We start from the raw sequence: 16,935 nt of genomic DNA on the forward strand, positions 1-16,935 counted from the left end.
GCGACCCGTCACAGGCGCGCGGGGTCGTCCCAGTCGTCACTCGAGGCGATGGCCTCGTCGTCAGGCTCGAGCTCGGCCGCCCGCAGCGACCGCGGCGCCCTCGCGGCGTCCCCGCCCGCGCGGGCGTCGGCCGCGTCCAGGTCCGCCTCCGCCAGCGGCTGGTCGGCGAGTCGGTGGGCTGCGGGGTCGGAGGTGAGGTCACGCGCACGCTTCGGGCTCATGCTCCGGTTGTACCGCGGGCGGGGGTGGTCGCGCACGCGCTCGCGGTGCGACGACCGCGTGTCGTGACGGCCACCGCGGTGTGTCGTCGCGACACGCGGCCCACGGAACGACGCCGGGTGGCCGCGGCACCGGGTGAATCGTTTTGTCGCCTACGGCCAATCGAAGCGCATCGATACGGTGACGCGCGAGCCAGGCCCCGGAGCCCGGCCCACCGCCCCCGGGGACGTCCCGGCAGGCGACCGACGCGGCACCGGCCACCACGCGCCGGCACCGCGCCACGCGAAGGAGCAGCGGATGCGCGTCCCCCCCTTGATCGCCCCCCTCGCCGCGGCCGGTGCCGTCGCGGCGCTCGTCGCCGGGGCGCTCACCAGCAGCGTCGTGGCCGCCGCCCCCGCAGCCGCCGCGACCGGGTACACCTGGGGCAACGTCGAGATCGGCGGCGGCGGGTTCGTCCCCGGGATCATCTACAACCAGGGCGAGAAGGACCTCGTCTACGCCCGCACCGACATCGGCGGCGCATACCGCCTCGACCCCGCGACCCGCCGCTGGATCCCCCTGCTCGACCACATCGGGTGGGACGAGTGGAGCCACACCGGCGTGCTCTCCCTCGCCACCGATGCCGTCGACCCCGACCGCGTGTACGTCGCCGTCGGCACCTACACCAACGACTGGGACCCGCAGAACGGCGCGATCCTGCGGTCGTCCGACCGCGGCGAGACCTGGCAGAAGACCACGCTGCCGTTCAAGGTCGGCGGCAACATGCCCGGCCGCGGCATGGGCGAACGCCTGCAGATCGACCCCAACGACAACCGGGTCCTCTACTACGGCGCCGAGAACGGCAACGGCCTGTGGCGCTCCACCGACAGCGGAGTCACCTGGGGCAAGGTCACCGCCTTCCCCAACCCCGGCACCTACGCCCAGGACCCCACCTCCGACAACTCCTACCTCACGCAGAACCAGGGCGTGGTCTGGGTGACGTTCGACCCGTCCTCCGGGACGACCGGCACGCGCTCGCGGACGATCTACGTGGGCGTCGCCGACAAGGAGAACAACGTCTACCGCTCGACGGACGCGGGGGCCACGTGGCAGCGCGTCCCCGGCCAGCCGACCGGGTACCTCCCGCACAAGGGCGTGTACGACGCGCAGGGCGGTCAGCTGTACGTCGCGACGTCCGACACCGGCGGCCCGTACGACGGGGCCAAGGGCCAGGTGTCCCGCCTCGACGCCGCAACGGGCACGTGGACGGACGTCTCGCCGCTCCCGCTGGCGTCGGCCGACCTCACCTACGGGTTCTCCGGCCTGACCATCGACCGCCAGGACCCGGACACGATCATGGTGACCTCGCAGGTCTCGTGGTGGCCGGACATCGTCGTCTACCGGTCCACCGACCGCGGTGCGACGTGGTCACGCATCTGGGACTGGGCGAGCTACCCGGAGCGCACCCTGCGCTACGCCATGGACTACTCCGCGACGCCCTGGGTGACGATGGGCGCGACGTCGGCGGTCGCCCCCGAGCCACTGGTCAAGCTCGGCTGGATGACCGAGTCCCTCGAGATCGACCCCTTCGACTCCGACCGCATGATGTACGGCACGGGCGCGACGGTCTGGGGCACCGACAACCTCACCGACTGGGACACCGGCGGCACGATCGACCTGACGATCCGCGCGCGTGGCATCGAGGAGACGGCCGTGCTCGACCTGGCCGCTCCCCCGGGCGCCGTCGAGCTGTACTCCGGGCTCGGTGACCTCGGCGGGTTCGTCCACACCGACGTGACGAAGGTGCCGGCGAGCATCTACACCCAGCCGGTCCACGGCTCCGTCTCGAGCCTGGACTTCGCGCAGGCCAAGCCCGCCACGGTGGTGCGTGTCGGCTACGGCGTCGGCGGTGACGTGGAGTCGCACGTCGCCGTGAGCACATCCTCCGGGTCGTCGTGGTGGGCCGGTCAGGAGCCGGCCGGGGTCACCAGCTCCGGCACGGTCGCGATGTCGTCCGACGGCGGCACGATCGTGTGGAGCCCCGTCGGGACCGGCGTGCACGTCTCGACGACGCTCGGGTCCTCGTGGACCGCGTCCACGGGGGTGCCCGCGCAGGCGCAGGTCGAGTCCGACCGCGTGGACCCGCGCACGTTCTACGCGTACGCCGCGGGCAGGTTCTACGTCTCGACCGACGCGGGCGTGACGTTCACGCAGTCGCCGGCGACCGGCTTCCCCACCGAGGGCAACGTGCGCTTCGGCGCGGTCCCGGGCCACCAGGGGCACGTCTGGCTGGCGGCGGAGAACGGGCTGTACCGCTCGACGGACGCCGGCACGACGTTCACCCCCGTCGCCGGCTTCGAGGACGGCGGTGCCGTCGGCTTCGGCAAGGCGGCACCGGGCGCGTCGTACCCCGCGATCTACACCACGTCGCTGTACCAGGGCGTGCGCGGCTTCTTCCGGTCCGTCGACGGTGGCGCCTCGTGGGTCCGGATCAACGACGACGAGCACCGGTACGCGTGGACGGGCGCCGCCATCACCGGCGACCCGGACGTGTTCGGACGCGTCTACATCGGGACCAACGGGCGCGGCATCGTCCTGGGGACGTCGGACGGCACGGTCCCCACACCGAGCCCCACCCCGACCGCCTCGCCGACGCCGACGCCGACCGTGACGCCGACGCCGACCGTGACGCCGACGCCGACCGTGACGCCGACGCCGACCGTGACGCCGACGCCTACCGTGACGCCGACGCCTACCGTGACACCGACACCCACGGTGACGCCCACGCCGACGCCCACGGTGACGCCGACACCGACCGCCTCGCCGACGCCCACCGCCTCGCCGACGCCGACGGCCACGCCCACGACGACGCCCGGCGGGGCCTGTGCGGTGGCGTACACCGCGAACAGCTGGAACTCCGGGTTCACGGCGGGGATCCGCATCACCCACACCGGCACGACTGCCCTGAGCGGCTGGACGCTGCGCCTGACGTACGCGGACGGTCAGCAGGTCCAGCAGGGCTGGAGCGCGACCTGGTCGCAGTCCGGTGCGGTCGTGACGGCGACCAACGCCGCGTGGAACGGGAACCTGGCGGCGGGCGCGACCGTGGACGTCGGGTTCAACGGCTCGCACACGGGCACGAACGGCCGACCCGTGTCGGCCACGCTGAACGGGGCCACCTGCACGCTCTCCTGACGCGCGAGGTCCCCTGACGACGACGCCCCGGCGGCCCACCGCCGGGGCGTCGTCGTGCGTCGTGCCTGGTCAGAGCGCTGCGTGTGACGAAGGTCCCAGGAGACAAACATCACATGACTTCCCCTGGGACGACCCCGCGACGTCGACCTAGCATCCGGGACGTGGCACCTGGCACGCACGACTCCGCAGCAGACGTCGACGTCCTCCTGGTGGGCGGGGGCATCATGAGCGCGACCCTCGCGTCGCTGCTCGGCAGCCTCGAACCCGGATGGCGCACCGAGATCCACGAGCGCCTCGACGCGCCCGCGCTCGAGAGCACCAACGCGTGGAACAACGCCGGCACCGGGCACGCCGCGCTGTGCGAGCTGAACTACACGCCGCAGCGCGCCGACGGCAGCGTCGACGTCAGCAAGGCCGTGACGATCAACGAGCAGTTCGAGCTCTCGCGCGAGCTGTGGCACCACCTCGCCGCCGCCGGCCGGCTGCCGGGCGCGCAGGACGCGGTGTCCACGACGCCCCACATGACGTTCGTGCGCGGGGCGCAGGACGTCGAGCTGCTGCGCCGCCGCTGGGAGGCGCTGCGCGAGCACCGCCTGTTCCAGGGCCTCGAGTTCACGACGGACCCCGCCGTGATCGCGGACTGGGCGCCGCTGCTGATGGCCGACCGTGCGGACGACGAGCCCGTCGCCGCGACGCGGGCCTCCTGGGGCACGGACGTCGACTTCGGTTCCCTGACCCGGGCGATGCTCACCGACGCCGTGGCGCGCGGCGCGACGCTGCACACGAGCAGCGAGGTCACCCGCCTGAAGCGCCTGCGCGACGGCCGGTGGCGCGTCACCGTGGCCGACCGGCGCTGGAACGGCCGCCCCCCGCGCACCCTCACGGCGCGCTTCGTGTTCGTCGGCGCGGGCGGTGGCGCGCTGCACCTGCTGCAGCGGGCGCGCATCGAGGAGATCCGCGGCTACGCCGGTTTCCCGATCAGCGGGCAGTTCCTGCGCACGACGCGGCCGGAGGTCGTCGAGCAGCACCAGGCCAAGGTGTACGGCAAGGCGGCGATCGGTGCGCCCCCCATGTCGGTGCCGCACCTGGACACCCGGGTCGTCGACGGTGACCGCGCCCTGATGTTCGGCCCCTACGCCGGGTGGAGCATGAAGTTCCTCCGCCAGGGGTCGTGGACCGACCTGCTGCGCTCGGTCCGCCCCGGGAACGTCCTGCCGATGTTGGCCGTCGGCCTGCGCAACCTCGACCTCGTGACGTACCTGGTCCGGGAGGTGACGGCGGGCGACACGGCGCGGCTGCGGACGCTGCGGTCGTACATGCCGTCCGCCGACCTGCGCGACTGGGAGCTGATCACCGCGGGCCAGCGGGTCCAGGTGATCAAGCGGGGGCCGGGCGGTGGTGTCCTGGAGTTCGGCACCGAGCTCGTCGCGTCGGCGGACGGCACGATCGCCGGTCTGCTGGGCGCGTCCCCCGGGGCGTCGACGGCGGCCGCGACGATGCTGGACCTGCTGGGCCGCTGCTTCCCCGAGCGCGCCGAGCGGTGGCGTCCGCGGCTCCACCAGATGATGCCGAGCCTCGGCGGCGGCGAGTGGGACGCGGCGCTCGAGCGCCAGCTCGTGGACGACGGGTCGCTCACCGGCGGACACTGACCCCGTGCACGACGACGAGGGACCCGCCGACCCGGCCACCGAGGACCTGCCCGTCCCCGTGAGCGCGCCCATGCGGCACGCCAAGGTCCGGGCGTTCACCGACCACACGACCGTCGGTCAGGTGGTGGTCGACGCCGACGGTGCGGTCACGATCGGCTGCGCGTGCGGCATGACCCTGACCAACGGACCGGGCTGGTCCCTCGACGAGCACATCCGGCTGCACCGCGCCGAGGCCCGGTACCTCGCCCTCTCGGCGGTCGCCCCCGCGGGCATCCCGCGCCTCACGCCCCGGCCCGGGGCGCCGCAGGACGCGGACGCCTGACGTCAGCCGGCTGCGCTGCGTGCCGCGATGCGTTCCTGCACCTCGGGCCGTCGCAGCGGAGGCACCGTGGCCGGCGGGCGGCGGCGCTCGGGCAGGTCCTCCAGCAGGTGCGCGGTGATGTGCGCGATCTGCGCGACGGCCCGCTCGAACGGCTCGCGGGTGGCGTCGGACAGCTGCTGGACACCGGTGACCTTGCGCACGTACTGCCGTGCGGCGGCCTCGATCTCCTCGTCGGTGGCATGCGGCTCCAGGCCGCGCAGGGTCGTGATGTTCCGGCACATGCCAGCCGAACCTACGCCTCGCCCGCGCCGTCGGGAAGGGGGTGGGGGCCGGTCCGCTCGAGCTCCAGCAGGGTGCGCTTGGCGGCGTCGCCACCCGCGTACCGGCCCGGCGTACCGTCGGAGCGCACCACCCGGTGGCACGGCAGCAGCACGGGCACCGGGTTGAGCGCGCACGCGGTGCCGACGGCCCGGACGGCTGCGGGCCTCCCGGCACTCGCCGCGACCTGCGCGTAGGACGCGGTCGCGCCGTAGCCCACGCGCGGCAGCGCCTCGACGACCTCCCGGCGGAACCCCGCGACGAGGCGCAGGTCCAGCGGGGCGTCGAACGCACGCCGGGTGCCGGCGAAGTACTCGTCGAGCTCGCGCAGGACGGCGTCGAGCCGGGCGCCCCCCTCGAGCAGCCGGGGGCTGACACGCCCCGCCAGGTCCTCGAGCGCCGCGTCGTGGCCCTGCACCTCGAACGCGACGCGCAGCACGCCCGCCTCCCCCGCGGCCACGAGCAGCGGCCCGACGGGTGAGTCGACCACCCGGTAGGTGACGTCGAGCAGGCCGTCGGCCTGCGCGCGCGCCACGAGCCGCGCGTGGAGCGTCCGCAGCGTCGCCTCGTCGATCGTGCCGGCGGGGTTGGTCGTGCTGGCCGGGTCGGTCGTGCCGGTCGCGTGGCGGACGGTGGTCATGATGCCCCCTGGTCGTCGGTCGTCGTGCCGGACGTGCGTCGCGGTGCCGCCGCCCCGTAGGTGCGGCGCAGCGTCGCGACGCCGTCCGCGCCGGCGCGTCGCGCGGCCGTGTCGGTGCCGCCCACGAGGCGGGCGACCTCCGCGTACGGCAGGCCGCCCAGATGGTGCAGGACGACGGCGCGGCGCTGCCGGTCCGGCAGCGTGCCCACCGCGCGCCACAGGTCCAGGTCGTGGTCCCCCGGCCCGGGCAAGACGCCGACGAGCGGCTCGCCGCGCCACTGCGCGACGTCCCCGACGGGTACGGCGTGACGTGCGCGGCGCCGCAGCTCGTCGATCGACTTGCGCCGCGCGACCGTGACGAGCCACGCCTCGACGTTGGCGTCGGCGGGCAGGTCCGGCCAGGCACGCAACGCCGCGACGAACGTCTCGGACCAGGCGTCGTCGGCGTCACCCGCCCCCAGCACGGCGCGGCAGACGCGCAGCACGGTGCCGCCGTGCGCGCGCACGACGTCCTCGAACGGTCCGGTCATCCCCACAGTGTGCAGACGTCCGGGCCGCCCCGGACGTGAGGTCCTGGCGTCAGCGCATCTGCGTGAACGCGGCCGTGGCGGGGTCGGCACCGAGGCGGTGGTCCGTGTCGAGCCCGTCGATCGCGGCGAGGTCCTCGGCCGGGAGGTCGAACGAGAACAGGTCGAGGTTCGACCGGATGCGGTCGGGCGAGATCGACTTGGGGATGACGATGCGCCCCGCCTGCACGTGCCAGCGCAGCGCGACCTGACCGGGGGTGATGCCCAGCCGCTTGGCGGTGGACGCGAGCGGCGCCGATCGCAGGTCGTGGCCCTGGCCCAGCGGTGAGTACGCCTCGACGGCGATGCCGTGCCGGGTCGACGCCTCCTGGGTGGTGGGCTGCTGGTACGTCGGGTGCACCTCGATCTGGTTGACGGCCGGCACGACGTCCGACTCGCGCACGAGCCGGTCGAGGTGCTCGGGCAGGAAGTTCGACACGCCGATCGCGCGGACCGCGCCGTCCGCGAGCAGCTTCTCGAGCGCGCGCCACGTCTCGACGTACAGGTCCTGCGTGGGGACCGGCCAGTGGATGAGGTACAGGTCGACGACGTCGATCCCCAGCGCGCGGCGGCTGTCCTCGAACGCCCGCAGCGCCTGGTCGTACCCGTGCTCGCCGTTGCGCAGCTTGGTCGTGACGAAGACGTCGTCCCGCGGCACCACACCCGCCCGGAGCGCCGCCCCGACGCCCGCCTCGTTGTAGTAGCCGGCCGCGGTGTCGATGTGGCGGTACCCCACCGCCAGGACGTCCTCGACCGTGCGCTGGGTCTCGTCGGGCGTCACCTGGAACGTCCCGAAGCCGACCTGCGGGATCTCGACGCCGTTGTTGAGGGTGATCGTGGGGGTGCTCATCCCTCCACCCTCGCATCCTGGGCCGGGAACCTGCGCGGCGAGGGCGCGCGTCGGTGCACGAGCAGCACCGCGACCAGGCCGGCGACCGTCACGGCGGCCGCGGCCACGTTCAGCCCGTCGTACCCGCCGAGCGCGAGCGCGACGCCCGCGAGAGCTCCGCCGCCCGCCCCCGCGAGCGACATGAGAGCGTCGGACAGCCCCTGGATCGTGACCCGCTCGGGACCCGGCACGTCCCCGGCCACGATGCTCGAGCCGGCGACCGTCGCCGCGGACCAGCCGAGCCCCAGCAGGACGAGCCCGACCGTCACGCCCACGTGGTCGCCGCGCGCAGCACCGCACACCGCCGTCGCCCCCGCGACCAGCACGAGCCCGCCCGTGAGCACGACCCGGGGCCCGAGCCGGTCCGCGACGACGCCCATGACGGGCGCGAGCGCGAACATCGCGGCCAGGTGCAGGCTCACCGTCAGACCGACGAGCTCCACGGTCGCCCCGTGCCCCATCATGTGGACCGGCGTCATCGACATCACCGCGACCATCACGGCGTGCGCGACGACGATGCCCAGCACGGCCGCCATGGCCCGGGGGTGGTGGCGCAACGTCACGACCGCGACCCGGAGCGGCACGTGCGCGCGCGCGCCGGCGACGCCGCCCTCCCGCCCGACGACGTCGAGCGGCTCGGGCCGCAACCCGGCGTGCACGACGAGGAGCGCGGCGATCATCCCCGCCGCCGAGAACAGGAAGACGGCACCCAGCTCCGGCAGGCCCGTCAGGCGTGCCAGCGGCGCGTCGAGGTGGACGAGGTTGGGACCGATGACGGCCCCGACCGTGCCCGTCCACACCACGAGGGACAGGTCACGCGACCGCGTCGCCGGCGTCGACAGGTCGGTCGCCGCGAAGCGGGACTGCAGGTTCACCGCCGCCCCCACCCCCATGAGCGCACTGGCGACGAGCAGCAGCGGGAAGCTCGCCAGGACCGCGGCCAGCACCACGCCGAGCGCCCCCGTCGAGGCCAGCGCGAGCCCCGTCGCCAGGGCGCGACGCCGCCCGTGGGACTCGGCCAGCCGCGCGAGCGACAGCGCGGCGAGCGCGGCGCCGAGCGTCGCGGCGGTGGTCACCGACCCGGCCCACGCGTCCGAGCCGGACAGCTCGACCGCCAGCAGCGAGCCGACCGAGACGATCGACCCCGCCGCCAGTCCGCTGAGGACTTGCGCGGCCGCGAGGACCGTGATCGTGCGCCGGCGCAGCGACGCCACGGTGACGGGCGAGCCGCTCCCCTGCGCCGGCCGGTCGGCCGTCCCACCGGTGGTGTCAGGGGTGGGTTCGGTCACGGCTTCACGCTATCGGCCGTGGCTCGCCCCCTGTGCCTCCCGGCGGCCTTTTGTCCTTCGTTGGCGGCTGCTCGGCGCTAGGTTCCGTTATCTTTCGTCGCCGAGGTGAGGACGCCTCACGTGCCGACCGACCCAGGGGTGCGGCGTGACGGCCGACGCTCAGCCGGCGGCCTGCCGGCGCACGACCTCCGCGATCCACACCGGCGCGTACGGCGACGTGCAGCCCGGCGGCGTCGGGTAGTCCTCGAGGACCCGGAGCCGCTCCCCGATCGCGATCGCCCGGGGCCGCAGGTCCGGGTGGTGGATGCCGACGGTGGCCAGGCACTCGTTCATCGCCCACTGCAGGCGCGCGGGCGCGTCCTGCAGGTGCTTCTCGACCAGGTCGAGCAGTCCCGGCAGGTCGAGGCCGTCCGGGGCCTTCGCCACGCGGTCCGACGTCAGGAACCATCCCGCGCTCGCGACGACGGGATCGGGGTCGGCGAACCACGCGGACCGCAGCTCCTCGACGTGCGGGCTCTTCTTGACGACGTAGCCGACGAGCCAGTCGTGCACCTTCGGCACGCGTGCGTCCCGGAGCATCGCGTCCAGCTCGGCTGCCCCGTACAGCCGGGGGCGGGCGACGAGGATCGCGACGAGGCGTCCCGCGGTGTCCCCGCTCCCCCACAGGTCGACCGCGAGCGCGTGGTCCCGGCCCGCCGCCTTGGCGACCGCGCGCAGCTGCGTGAGGTTGACGCCGTGGTCGTCGTCGTGACGGAGGTTGACCTCCCGCATCCGCGGGTTCTCGAGCGCCGCGAGCTGCGCCAGCACGTCCTGCGCGGACAACGGCGTCCCTGCACCAGCCGCCATTGCGCGTCACCTCCCGAGCCGTCGTGGGGAGCACCCTACGACGGCCCGGGAGGTGACGGCCGCTGCGTGCTAGCCCGCCACGGGCCCGTACAGCGGCTGGACCTCGGCCATCTCCAGGTCTGCGGTCGCCTGGATGAGTGACAGCAGCTCCGGGTCGAGCCCGGGTGCGTACTCCTCGAAGCGCTCCTTGGCGATGGTCGACGGGACACCCGCGGGCGCCTGCTCGCTCGCGTCGAGCTCCGTACCGTCGTTCGACGGGGACATCCCCTGGAAGATCTTCCCGGCTTCGGAGGAGGCCGTGAGGTCGAACGTGTACTGCTTGCTCTGCAGACCGAGGTCGAGGAGCTTCTTCACCTCGGGGAACTGCTCGGCGTTCGTCTTGGGGATCGGCAGGACCTTGCCCCAGTCGACGCCGAGCGTCTCCAGCGCCTTGGCGTAGGCGTTCTCGTGGGCCTGGTCGCGGACGATGAGGTACGCGATCGTCGACCGGGCCGTCTTGTTGTCGGTCATCTCGTAGATCCGGCACTTCTGCAGGCGCCCCGTGGACTCGAGCATGAGGTTGTACAGCAGGTCCAGGACGAGGTTCCCGGAGTTGTAGACGTACGACCCGCTCCAGGGGTTGCCCGCGGAGTCCACGGGCAGCGCGCCCTGCGCCGCGACGAGGTAGTGGTGGATGTTGCCGGCGTCGAGCGCCGTCGCCAACGGGGTCGCGCCGCCCGCACCGGGCGTGTCCAGGGGGTCGGTCTTCTTGCCCTGGTAGCGCGGGGACCCGTCGAGGAGGCGGGCGATGGTGGTGCCGATCAGCTCGACGTGGCTGATCTCCTCGGTGCCGATGCCCTGCAGCAGGTCCCGGTAGGGCTTGCCCGTCGGACCACGGAAGTTGATGCTCTGGAACAGGTACTGCATCATCGTGCGCATCTCGCCGAACTGACCGCCGAGGCCCTCCTGCAGGGCGTTCGCGGCTGCCGGGTCCGGCTCGTCGGGGACGATGTCGTTGATGAGTCGTTGGACGTGCAGGTACATGGTCGGCCTCTTCCGTCTCCGGGTAGGTCCTCTACCGTGCGCCCACGGGACGCCTGGCGCATCTGGCGGCGACCCTGACAGGGTTCGGGGATGAGATCAGCGAGCTCCCGTGCCGTCCTGGCCGCGTGCGTCGTCGTCGTGCTGGCGGGCTGCGGTGCGCAGGCCGACGACGCCGCGGACGCCTCCACCTCCCCCGCCGCCGTGCCGTCATCTGCCGCACCGGACTCGTCACCGTCGGAGCCCGCTCCCGCGACCCGCGCGGACGTGGGTGCGGACGTGCTGCTCGCACCCGACGCGTGGGCCCCGGTCTCCGCGCCGCGCACGGAGACCGGGGACGTCACGGCGTGGCGGCTGCCCGAGTCCTGCGCGGTCGGCTCCCCCGACGCGGCGACGGCGATGCTCACGGCTGCGCACGGCGACGGGCTGGTGGAGATGCCCGTGGGCGTCCAGCAGGTCGCGGTCTTCCCTGACGCGGACTCCGCCGTGGCCGAGCTGGACCGCGTCGTCGCGGCGCTCACCGTGTGCGGCGCCGACGGTGCGACTGCACCGACCCGCTACCTCCTCGAGCCGGTGGCGGTCGGGGCGCAGGGCACGGGCCTGGTGACCGACTACTACGGGTCCTCCGCGCAGGGCGACCTCGACGGCGCCATGGGCTCCTACCTGGCACTGACGCGGCGCGGCACGGCGGTGACGCTCGTCTCGCACGAGGGCGGCGAGAGCACCGTCGGCACCGCCCGTGACCGGGTGGCACCCCTGCTGGACGCGGCGTGGCGCCTGCTGTGCCCGTACGACGCGGCGGGCTGCTGACGGCCGCACCGGCGGACGCACGCGTCGCCCACGCGGGACGTCGGCGGGTCAGGACCCACCGGCACGGCGCGCACCTCGACGACGGGCGCGGGGTGGTGCCGTCGGTGACGAGCGTGCAGGTGGGGGGCGCACGACGCCCGCTCTGCCGCCCTGCGCCTGCGACGTCCTCGTGCGATGCTCGACGACGAGCAGCCCCACCGCGACACGGAGGCCCGGATGACGCACACCGACGACCGGTCCGCCGCCCTGCGAGCCGTCCAGGCGCTCGAGGAGAGCCCGACGCTCGACCCGGTGGTCGAGCGCCTGCGACCCCCGGTCGCGGACCTGCTCGCGCGCTTCCCCGGCGTGGCGGCGCTGCTGCACGGCCGGCCGCTCGGGCACGCGCTGCACCCGTTGCTGACCGACGTGCCGATCGGTCTGTGGACGTCGGCGGCCGCGCTCGACCTCACCGGCGGCCCGTCAGCCGGTCCGCACGCCGACCGCCTCGTCGGTCTCGGCGTCCTGGCCGCGCTGCCGACGTCGCTGTCCGGCCTGGCCGACTGGGCCGTCTCCGGGCGGCGGACCCGCCGGGTCGGTGCGGCCCACGCGATCCTCAACTCCGCGGGGCTCACCCTGTACGCCGGGTCCTGGCTGCTGCGCCGACGCGGGTCACGGCCCCTGGGCGTCGCGGCGTCCCTGGCGGCCACGGGTCTCGTGGGCGCGAGCGCCTACCTCGGCGGGCACATGTCGTCCCGCCTGGGCGCTCCCCCGCGCGGCCGCAGCGGCCCGCCGACCACCCGCCCGGCACCCGACGCCGACGAGGTGGAGGTCGCGCCCGGCAGCAGCAACGGCGCGACGACCGTCTGACGCGCCCCGCGCCTCCCCGCCCTCACCACACGCGGCGGTGCGACCTCGCGGCGAACCGGTCCATCGCGGCGAGCACCTCGGCGGCCTGCCAGACGCGGTCGCGGGCGCCGCGGCCGATCTGCTCGAGCACGCCGTCGTCGACCAGCCGGTCGATCGCGAGCTGTGCGTTGACCGAGCTGACGCCGAGCACGTCAGCGGCCAGGCGGGCGTCGACGACCGGGCGCGTCATCACCAGGTCCGCGAGCGCCCACGCCGCGGCGCCGCGGCGTGCCCGGATCCGCTCGCCCCACGCTGCGCGCGCGGCGGTGACGTCGGCGATGAGCAGGCGGGAGCTCGCCAACGCGGGGAACACCGCCTGCGCGACCTCCGTGACGATCGGCTCGACGTCCCCGTCGCGGTACGCGGTCAGGGCCGCGAAGTAGCGCTCGGTGTCGGTGAGCAGCCCGGCGGAGACCGGCACGATCGCCTGCCGCGTGAGCCCCCCGTGCCGCAGCTGGGCGTGCAGCAGCGCGCGACCGGTGCGCCCGTTGCCGTCGGGGAACGGGTGGACGGACTCGAACTGCGCGTGCGTGAGCGCCGCCTGCGCGAGCAGGGGCACGTCGTCGCGACCCATGAAGGCGACGAGGTCGTCGATGGCGCCGGGCACCCTCGGGTGCACGGGCGCGATGTACGTGGCGCCGTGCGGGCTGCGCGCGCTGCCCCCGATCCACACCTGCTCGTCGCGCCACCGGCCGGCCGCGGCGGGCAGGTGCCCGACCATCAGGGCGTGGTGCATCCGCAGGATCGCGTCGGAGCCCAGGTGCGAGGCCGCCTCCAGCGCCCGGGTCATCGCGGTCACGTTGGCGACGATCTCGTCGGCGTGGACGCGGCCCTTGCGGCCGAGCTCCGCGAGCGCGATGGCCTTCGGCGTCGACGTGAGGTTCTCGATCTGCGAGGAGCTGGCCGCCTCGGTGCGCAGCAGCAGCGCGGCGAACGACGTGGTGGCGGCGTGCGTCTCGCCGTCGAATCGCGCGATCTCCGCCGACGCCTCGACGACCAGGGCGGAGGTCCGGGAGGACAGGAGCACGTCGGCGTCGGCGATCCGTGGCGGGACGGCGGCCTCGTACGGGCCGGTGTGCGCGCTCCGGCCGGAGCGTGGGCCGTAGCCGGCGTCGGCGGAGCGCCACTCGACGGTCTCCGTCGCGTACGTCGGCCAGCGCCGAGGGACCTCATCCGTGGCCACGGCGCCACCTTACCATCGGATACGCGGGTTTCCGTTGCTCAGCCCCCGGCAGAGCAACGCTTCAGCCGGAGTGCCGCAGCCGCTCGTCGAGCTGATCGCGGTCGGGGCACGCGATGACGTACCCGGTCGCACGGGCGTGGTGACGCCGATGAGGAACGGCCCCCTCGCCACGACTCGTGGAGAGGGGGCCGTCTCGGTCCCAGATCTGCGGTGTGACCTGCGTGAACGCTGGTCGGGCTGACAGGATTTGAACCTGCGACCCCTTGACCCCCAGTCAAGTGCGCTACCAAGCTGCGCCACAGCCCGCCGGCCCCCGCAGGGGCCTCGAAGACTCTATCGCACCGGGCGCCGGTCCCCCGACCACGTGAGGCTGCGCACCGAGGCACGGCCCACGACACATCGCACCTCACGCAGCCGTGTCGCGCTCCTCGCGCCGCCGCCGCAGCACCTCGAGCTCCGCCCCGACGACGCCGAGCACCAGCAGGTCGACCAGCAGACCCCACGACGCGTCCCACTGCGCGATGCGGAACAGGAAGAACTGCGTCACCAGCAGGCTCACCAGGACGGCGCGACGGAACCACCGGTACCCCTCGACGGCGTCACGACGCACCTGCGCGAGGCCGACGCCGCACAGCACGACGCTCACGGTCGAGGCGACCAGCGCCCCGCCGACCACCCACCCGGGCACGTCGTCCCCGCCCCACCAGCGGGCGACGGCGCTCGCGACGGTGACCCCGGACGTACCGACGAGCACCGCCACCGCGAGCCACGGCACGAACCGCGCGCGCACCATCGTGTGCAGCACGCGCACGACGCCGGACGCGACCGCTCCGACCGGGTCGGGCAGCTCGGCGTGATCCTCCTCGATGCTGCGCAGCAGGACGCGCGTCTCGTCGGCACCGGGGACGTCCCCGGCCTCGGCCAGCCTGGCCTCTGCGCGGCGGCGGGCGGCGGGCGTGAACCCGCCGACGACACCCGCGACGGCCTCGTCCACGGCACCCGCGAGCGCCTCGCGCGGGTCCGGCGGTCGGCGGCCGTGCAGCGTCTCGGCGACGAGGCCGAGGCCGACGACGGTCGCGTAGATGATCGCCGCGGTCGGCTCGTAGAAGTAGTCGTTGTCGGAGGTGACGAACTTGCCGACCTCGTCGACGAACAGGCCGAACCCGACGCCACCGACCAGCGCGCCGAGGGGGCGCAGCGTCGGGCCCGCGAACGACAGCAGCAGGACGAACGCGACCGCCATGAGCAGCCCGCCCCACAGGACGTGCGCGATGTGCAGGCCGTCGCCGCCGAGCTGGGGGTAGCCCGCGGCGGCGAGGAACGCGCGCGTGACCAGGACGGTCGCGGCCGTCGTGACGAGGAACGTGGCGAGGTGCCGCGGGCCGCGGGGGTCGCGCGGCAGGCCGAGGCGCAGCAGCGCGGGAGGCAGGGTGCGCGGGCGTGCGTCGTCGGGCCGGTGCGTCACCCGGTGGTCACCGCCTGCGCTTCTCGCGGACCCGCACGGAGATCGAGATGGGCGTGCCCTCGAACCCGAACGTCTCACGCAGGCGGCGCTCGATGAACCGTCGGTAGGTCGGCTCGAGGAAGCCGGTGGCGAAGATGACGAACCGCGGCGGACGCGTGGAGGCCTGCGTCGCGAACAGGATGCGCGGCTGCTTGCCCCCGCGCAGCGGGTGCGGGTGCGCGGAGACCAGCTCGCCGAGGAACGCGTTGAGGCGCCCGGTGGAGATGCGGGTGTCCCACGAGGCGAGTGACCGCTCGAGCGCGGGGACGAGGCGGTCGGTGTGCCAGCCGGTCTTCGCGGACACGTTGACGCGCGGCGCCCACTGCACCTGGACGAGCTGCTGCTCGATCTCGCGCTCGAGGTACGGGCGCCGGTCCTCGTCCATGAGGTCCCACTTGTTGTACGCGACGACCAGCGCGCGGCCCGCGTCGATGACGTGCTGGACGATGCGGATGTCCTGCTCGGTCATCGGCTCCGAGGCGTCGACGAGGACGACCGCGACCTCGGCCTTGTCGATCGCCGCCTGCGTGCGCAGCGAGGCGTAGAAGTCGGCGCCGGAGGTCTGGTGCACGCGCCGCCGGATGCCGGCGGTGTCGACGAAGACCCAGGGCTTGCCGCCCAGCGCGACGAGCTCGTCGACGGGGTCGCGCGTCGTGCCGGCGACCTCGTCGACGACGACGCGCTCGGACCCGACGACCTTGTTGAGCATCGAGGACTTGCCGACGTTGGGCCGGCCGACGAGCGCGACGCGGCGGGGCCCGTCGGGCAGCGGCACGGCGTGCGCGGACTGCCGCGGCAGGGCGGCCATCGCGGCGTCGAGCAGGTCGCCGGTGCCGCGCCCGTGCAGCGCCGAGATCGGGTGCGGCTCCCCCAGGCCGAGCGACCACAGGGTGGCGGCGTCGGCCTCGACCGCGGGGCCGTCGACCTTGTTGGCGACGAGCACGACGGGCTTGCCGGAGCGGCGCAGCAGGCGCACGACCTGCTCGTCGGTGTCCGTGGACCCGACGGTCGCGTCGACGACGAACATGACGGCGTCGGACAGCTCGATCGCGACCTCGGCCTGCTGCGCGACGCGCTTGTGGATGCCGGCGACGTCGACCTCCCAGCCACCGGTGTCCACGAGCGTGAACCGGCGTCCGGCCCACTCCGCGGGGTAGCTGACCCGGTCGCGCGTGACCCCGGGGTTGTCCTCGACGACGGCCTCGCGGCGGCCCAGGATGCGGTTGACGAGGGTGGACTTGCCGACGTTCGGGCGTCCGACGACGGCCAGCACCGGCAGCGAGATCTCGACCTCGCGCTCGTCGCCGTCGAGGCCCTCGCCGCCCAGGAGCGCCAGGTCCTCGTCCGCGAGGTCGTACTCCTCGAGCCCGGCGCGCAGCGCCCGCTCGCGGTCGGCGTCGTCGACAGACCTGTCGTCGGCCGCAGCCGTCGCCGCGGTGACGTCGGCCGTCGCGTCGTCGTCCCCGGCCCCTGCGGGCAGCGGCGCGGCAGGCTCGGTCGCGTCGCTCCCGTCGTCGTGCGGGGCGCGAGTCATCGTGGGGTCAGGCTGCTCCATGGGTCCATTGTCCCCTGCCCCGCGTCCCCGGCCGCACCACGGGGCACCACGGGGCACGGGCGCGCC

General features: G+C 74.3%; 16 protein-coding genes and 1 tRNA gene. 5 read left to right on the forward strand and 12 right to left on the reverse strand.

Annotated features, from left to right (window positions below):
* Positions 1–8: 8 nt before the first annotated feature.
* Complete coding sequence (locus OKX07_RS10255; protein ID WP_265627987.1) at positions 9–221, reverse strand: hypothetical protein; 213 nt, start codon at positions 219–221, stop codon at positions 9–11.
* Positions 222–516: 295 nt separating this feature from the next.
* Here OKX07_RS10255 and OKX07_RS10260 point away from each other — a divergent pair, with 295 nt between their 5' ends.
* The 3 genes from OKX07_RS10260 (at position 517) to OKX07_RS10270 (ending at position 5,364) form a co-directional block, all read left to right on the forward strand.
* Positions 517–3,393, forward strand: coding sequence for a cellulose binding domain-containing protein (locus OKX07_RS10260; protein ID WP_265627988.1), 2,877 nt, complete (start codon positions 517–519; stop codon positions 3,391–3,393).
* A gap of 113 nt (positions 3,394–3,506) precedes the next feature.
* The gene (gene mqo, locus OKX07_RS10265) at positions 3,507–5,042 is read left to right on the forward strand and encodes a malate dehydrogenase (quinone) (RefSeq protein WP_265627989.1); all 1,536 of its coding nucleotides are present in this window, start codon (positions 3,507–3,509) and stop codon (positions 5,040–5,042) included.
* A gap of 4 nt (positions 5,043–5,046) precedes the next feature.
* The gene (locus OKX07_RS10270; RefSeq protein ID WP_416220778.1) at positions 5,047–5,364 is read left to right on the forward strand and encodes a hypothetical protein; all 318 of its coding nucleotides are present in this window, start codon (positions 5,047–5,049) and stop codon (positions 5,362–5,364) included.
* A gap of 2 nt (positions 5,365–5,366) precedes the next feature.
* Here OKX07_RS10270 and OKX07_RS10275 read toward each other — a convergent pair whose 3' ends face one another.
* The 7 genes from OKX07_RS10275 to OKX07_RS10305 form a co-directional block, all read right to left on the reverse strand.
* Complete coding sequence (locus OKX07_RS10275) at positions 5,367–5,645, reverse strand: DUF2277 domain-containing protein (RefSeq protein WP_265627990.1); 279 nt, start codon at positions 5,643–5,645, stop codon at positions 5,367–5,369.
* Positions 5,646–5,656: 11 nt separating this feature from the next.
* Positions 5,657–6,322, reverse strand: coding sequence for a methylated-DNA--[protein]-cysteine S-methyltransferase (locus OKX07_RS10280; protein WP_265627991.1), 666 nt, complete (start codon positions 6,320–6,322; stop codon positions 5,657–5,659).
* Positions 6,319–6,852 (reverse strand): RNA polymerase sigma factor, encoded by a 534-nt coding sequence (locus tag OKX07_RS10285; protein WP_265627992.1) that lies wholly within the window; start codon positions 6,850–6,852, stop codon positions 6,319–6,321. The genes OKX07_RS10280 and OKX07_RS10285 overlap by 4 nt, the downstream gene beginning before the upstream one ends.
* A gap of 49 nt (positions 6,853–6,901) precedes the next feature.
* Positions 6,902–7,738, reverse strand: a complete 837-nt coding sequence (locus OKX07_RS10290; protein WP_265627993.1) for an aldo/keto reductase — start codon at positions 7,736–7,738, stop codon at positions 6,902–6,904.
* Positions 7,735–9,066 carry an MFS transporter gene (locus tag OKX07_RS10295; protein ID WP_265627994.1) on the reverse strand — a complete coding sequence of 444 codons (1,332 nt, stop codon included), beginning with the start codon at positions 9,064–9,066 and terminating at the stop codon, positions 7,735–7,737. Before OKX07_RS10295 ends, OKX07_RS10290 begins: the two co-directional genes overlap by 4 nt.
* Positions 9,067–9,225: 159 nt before the next feature.
* Entirely contained in the window at positions 9,226–9,912 is a 687-nt protein-coding gene (locus tag OKX07_RS10300; protein ID WP_265627995.1) for a DNA alkylation repair protein, read from the reverse strand.
* A 69-nt stretch (positions 9,913–9,981) separates the two neighbouring features.
* Positions 9,982–10,935 (reverse strand): manganese catalase family protein, encoded by a 954-nt coding sequence (locus OKX07_RS10305; protein ID WP_265627996.1) that lies wholly within the window; start codon positions 10,933–10,935, stop codon positions 9,982–9,984.
* A gap of 90 nt (positions 10,936–11,025) precedes the next feature.
* Here OKX07_RS10305 and OKX07_RS10310 point away from each other — a divergent pair, with 90 nt between their 5' ends.
* Together OKX07_RS10310 and OKX07_RS10315 are read left to right on the forward strand one after the other, a co-directional pair.
* Positions 11,026–11,742 (forward strand): hypothetical protein, encoded by a 717-nt coding sequence (locus OKX07_RS10310; protein WP_265627997.1) that lies wholly within the window; start codon positions 11,026–11,028, stop codon positions 11,740–11,742.
* A 216-nt stretch (positions 11,743–11,958) separates the two neighbouring features.
* Positions 11,959–12,588: a DUF2231 domain-containing protein gene (locus tag OKX07_RS10315; RefSeq protein WP_265627998.1), complete on the forward strand. Its 630-nt coding sequence runs from the start codon at positions 11,959–11,961 to the stop codon at positions 12,586–12,588.
* A 22-nt stretch (positions 12,589–12,610) separates the two neighbouring features.
* On the opposite strand, the gene OKX07_RS10320 is transcribed toward OKX07_RS10315, so the two are convergent.
* The 4 genes from OKX07_RS10320 to der form a co-directional block, all read right to left on the reverse strand.
* Positions 12,611–13,810, reverse strand: a complete 1,200-nt coding sequence (locus OKX07_RS10320) for a Fic family protein (RefSeq protein WP_265627999.1) — start codon at positions 13,808–13,810, stop codon at positions 12,611–12,613.
* A 229-nt stretch (positions 13,811–14,039) separates the two neighbouring features.
* A tRNA-Pro gene (locus tag OKX07_RS10325) sits at positions 14,040–14,116 on the reverse strand.
* Positions 14,117–14,216: 100 nt separating this feature from the next.
* Complete coding sequence (locus OKX07_RS10330; protein ID WP_265628000.1) at positions 14,217–15,275, reverse strand: hypothetical protein; 1,059 nt, start codon at positions 15,273–15,275, stop codon at positions 14,217–14,219.
* Between the two features lie 7 nt (positions 15,276–15,282).
* Entirely contained in the window at positions 15,283–16,869 is a 1,587-nt protein-coding gene (gene der / locus OKX07_RS10335) for a ribosome biogenesis GTPase Der (RefSeq protein WP_265628001.1), read from the reverse strand.
* Between the last annotated feature and the right edge of the window lie 66 nt (positions 16,870–16,935).

The sequence above is a fragment of the Cellulomonas sp. S1-8 genome (assembly GCF_026184235.1).
Classification (GTDB): Bacteria; Actinomycetota; Actinomycetes; order Actinomycetales; family Cellulomonadaceae; genus Cellulomonas.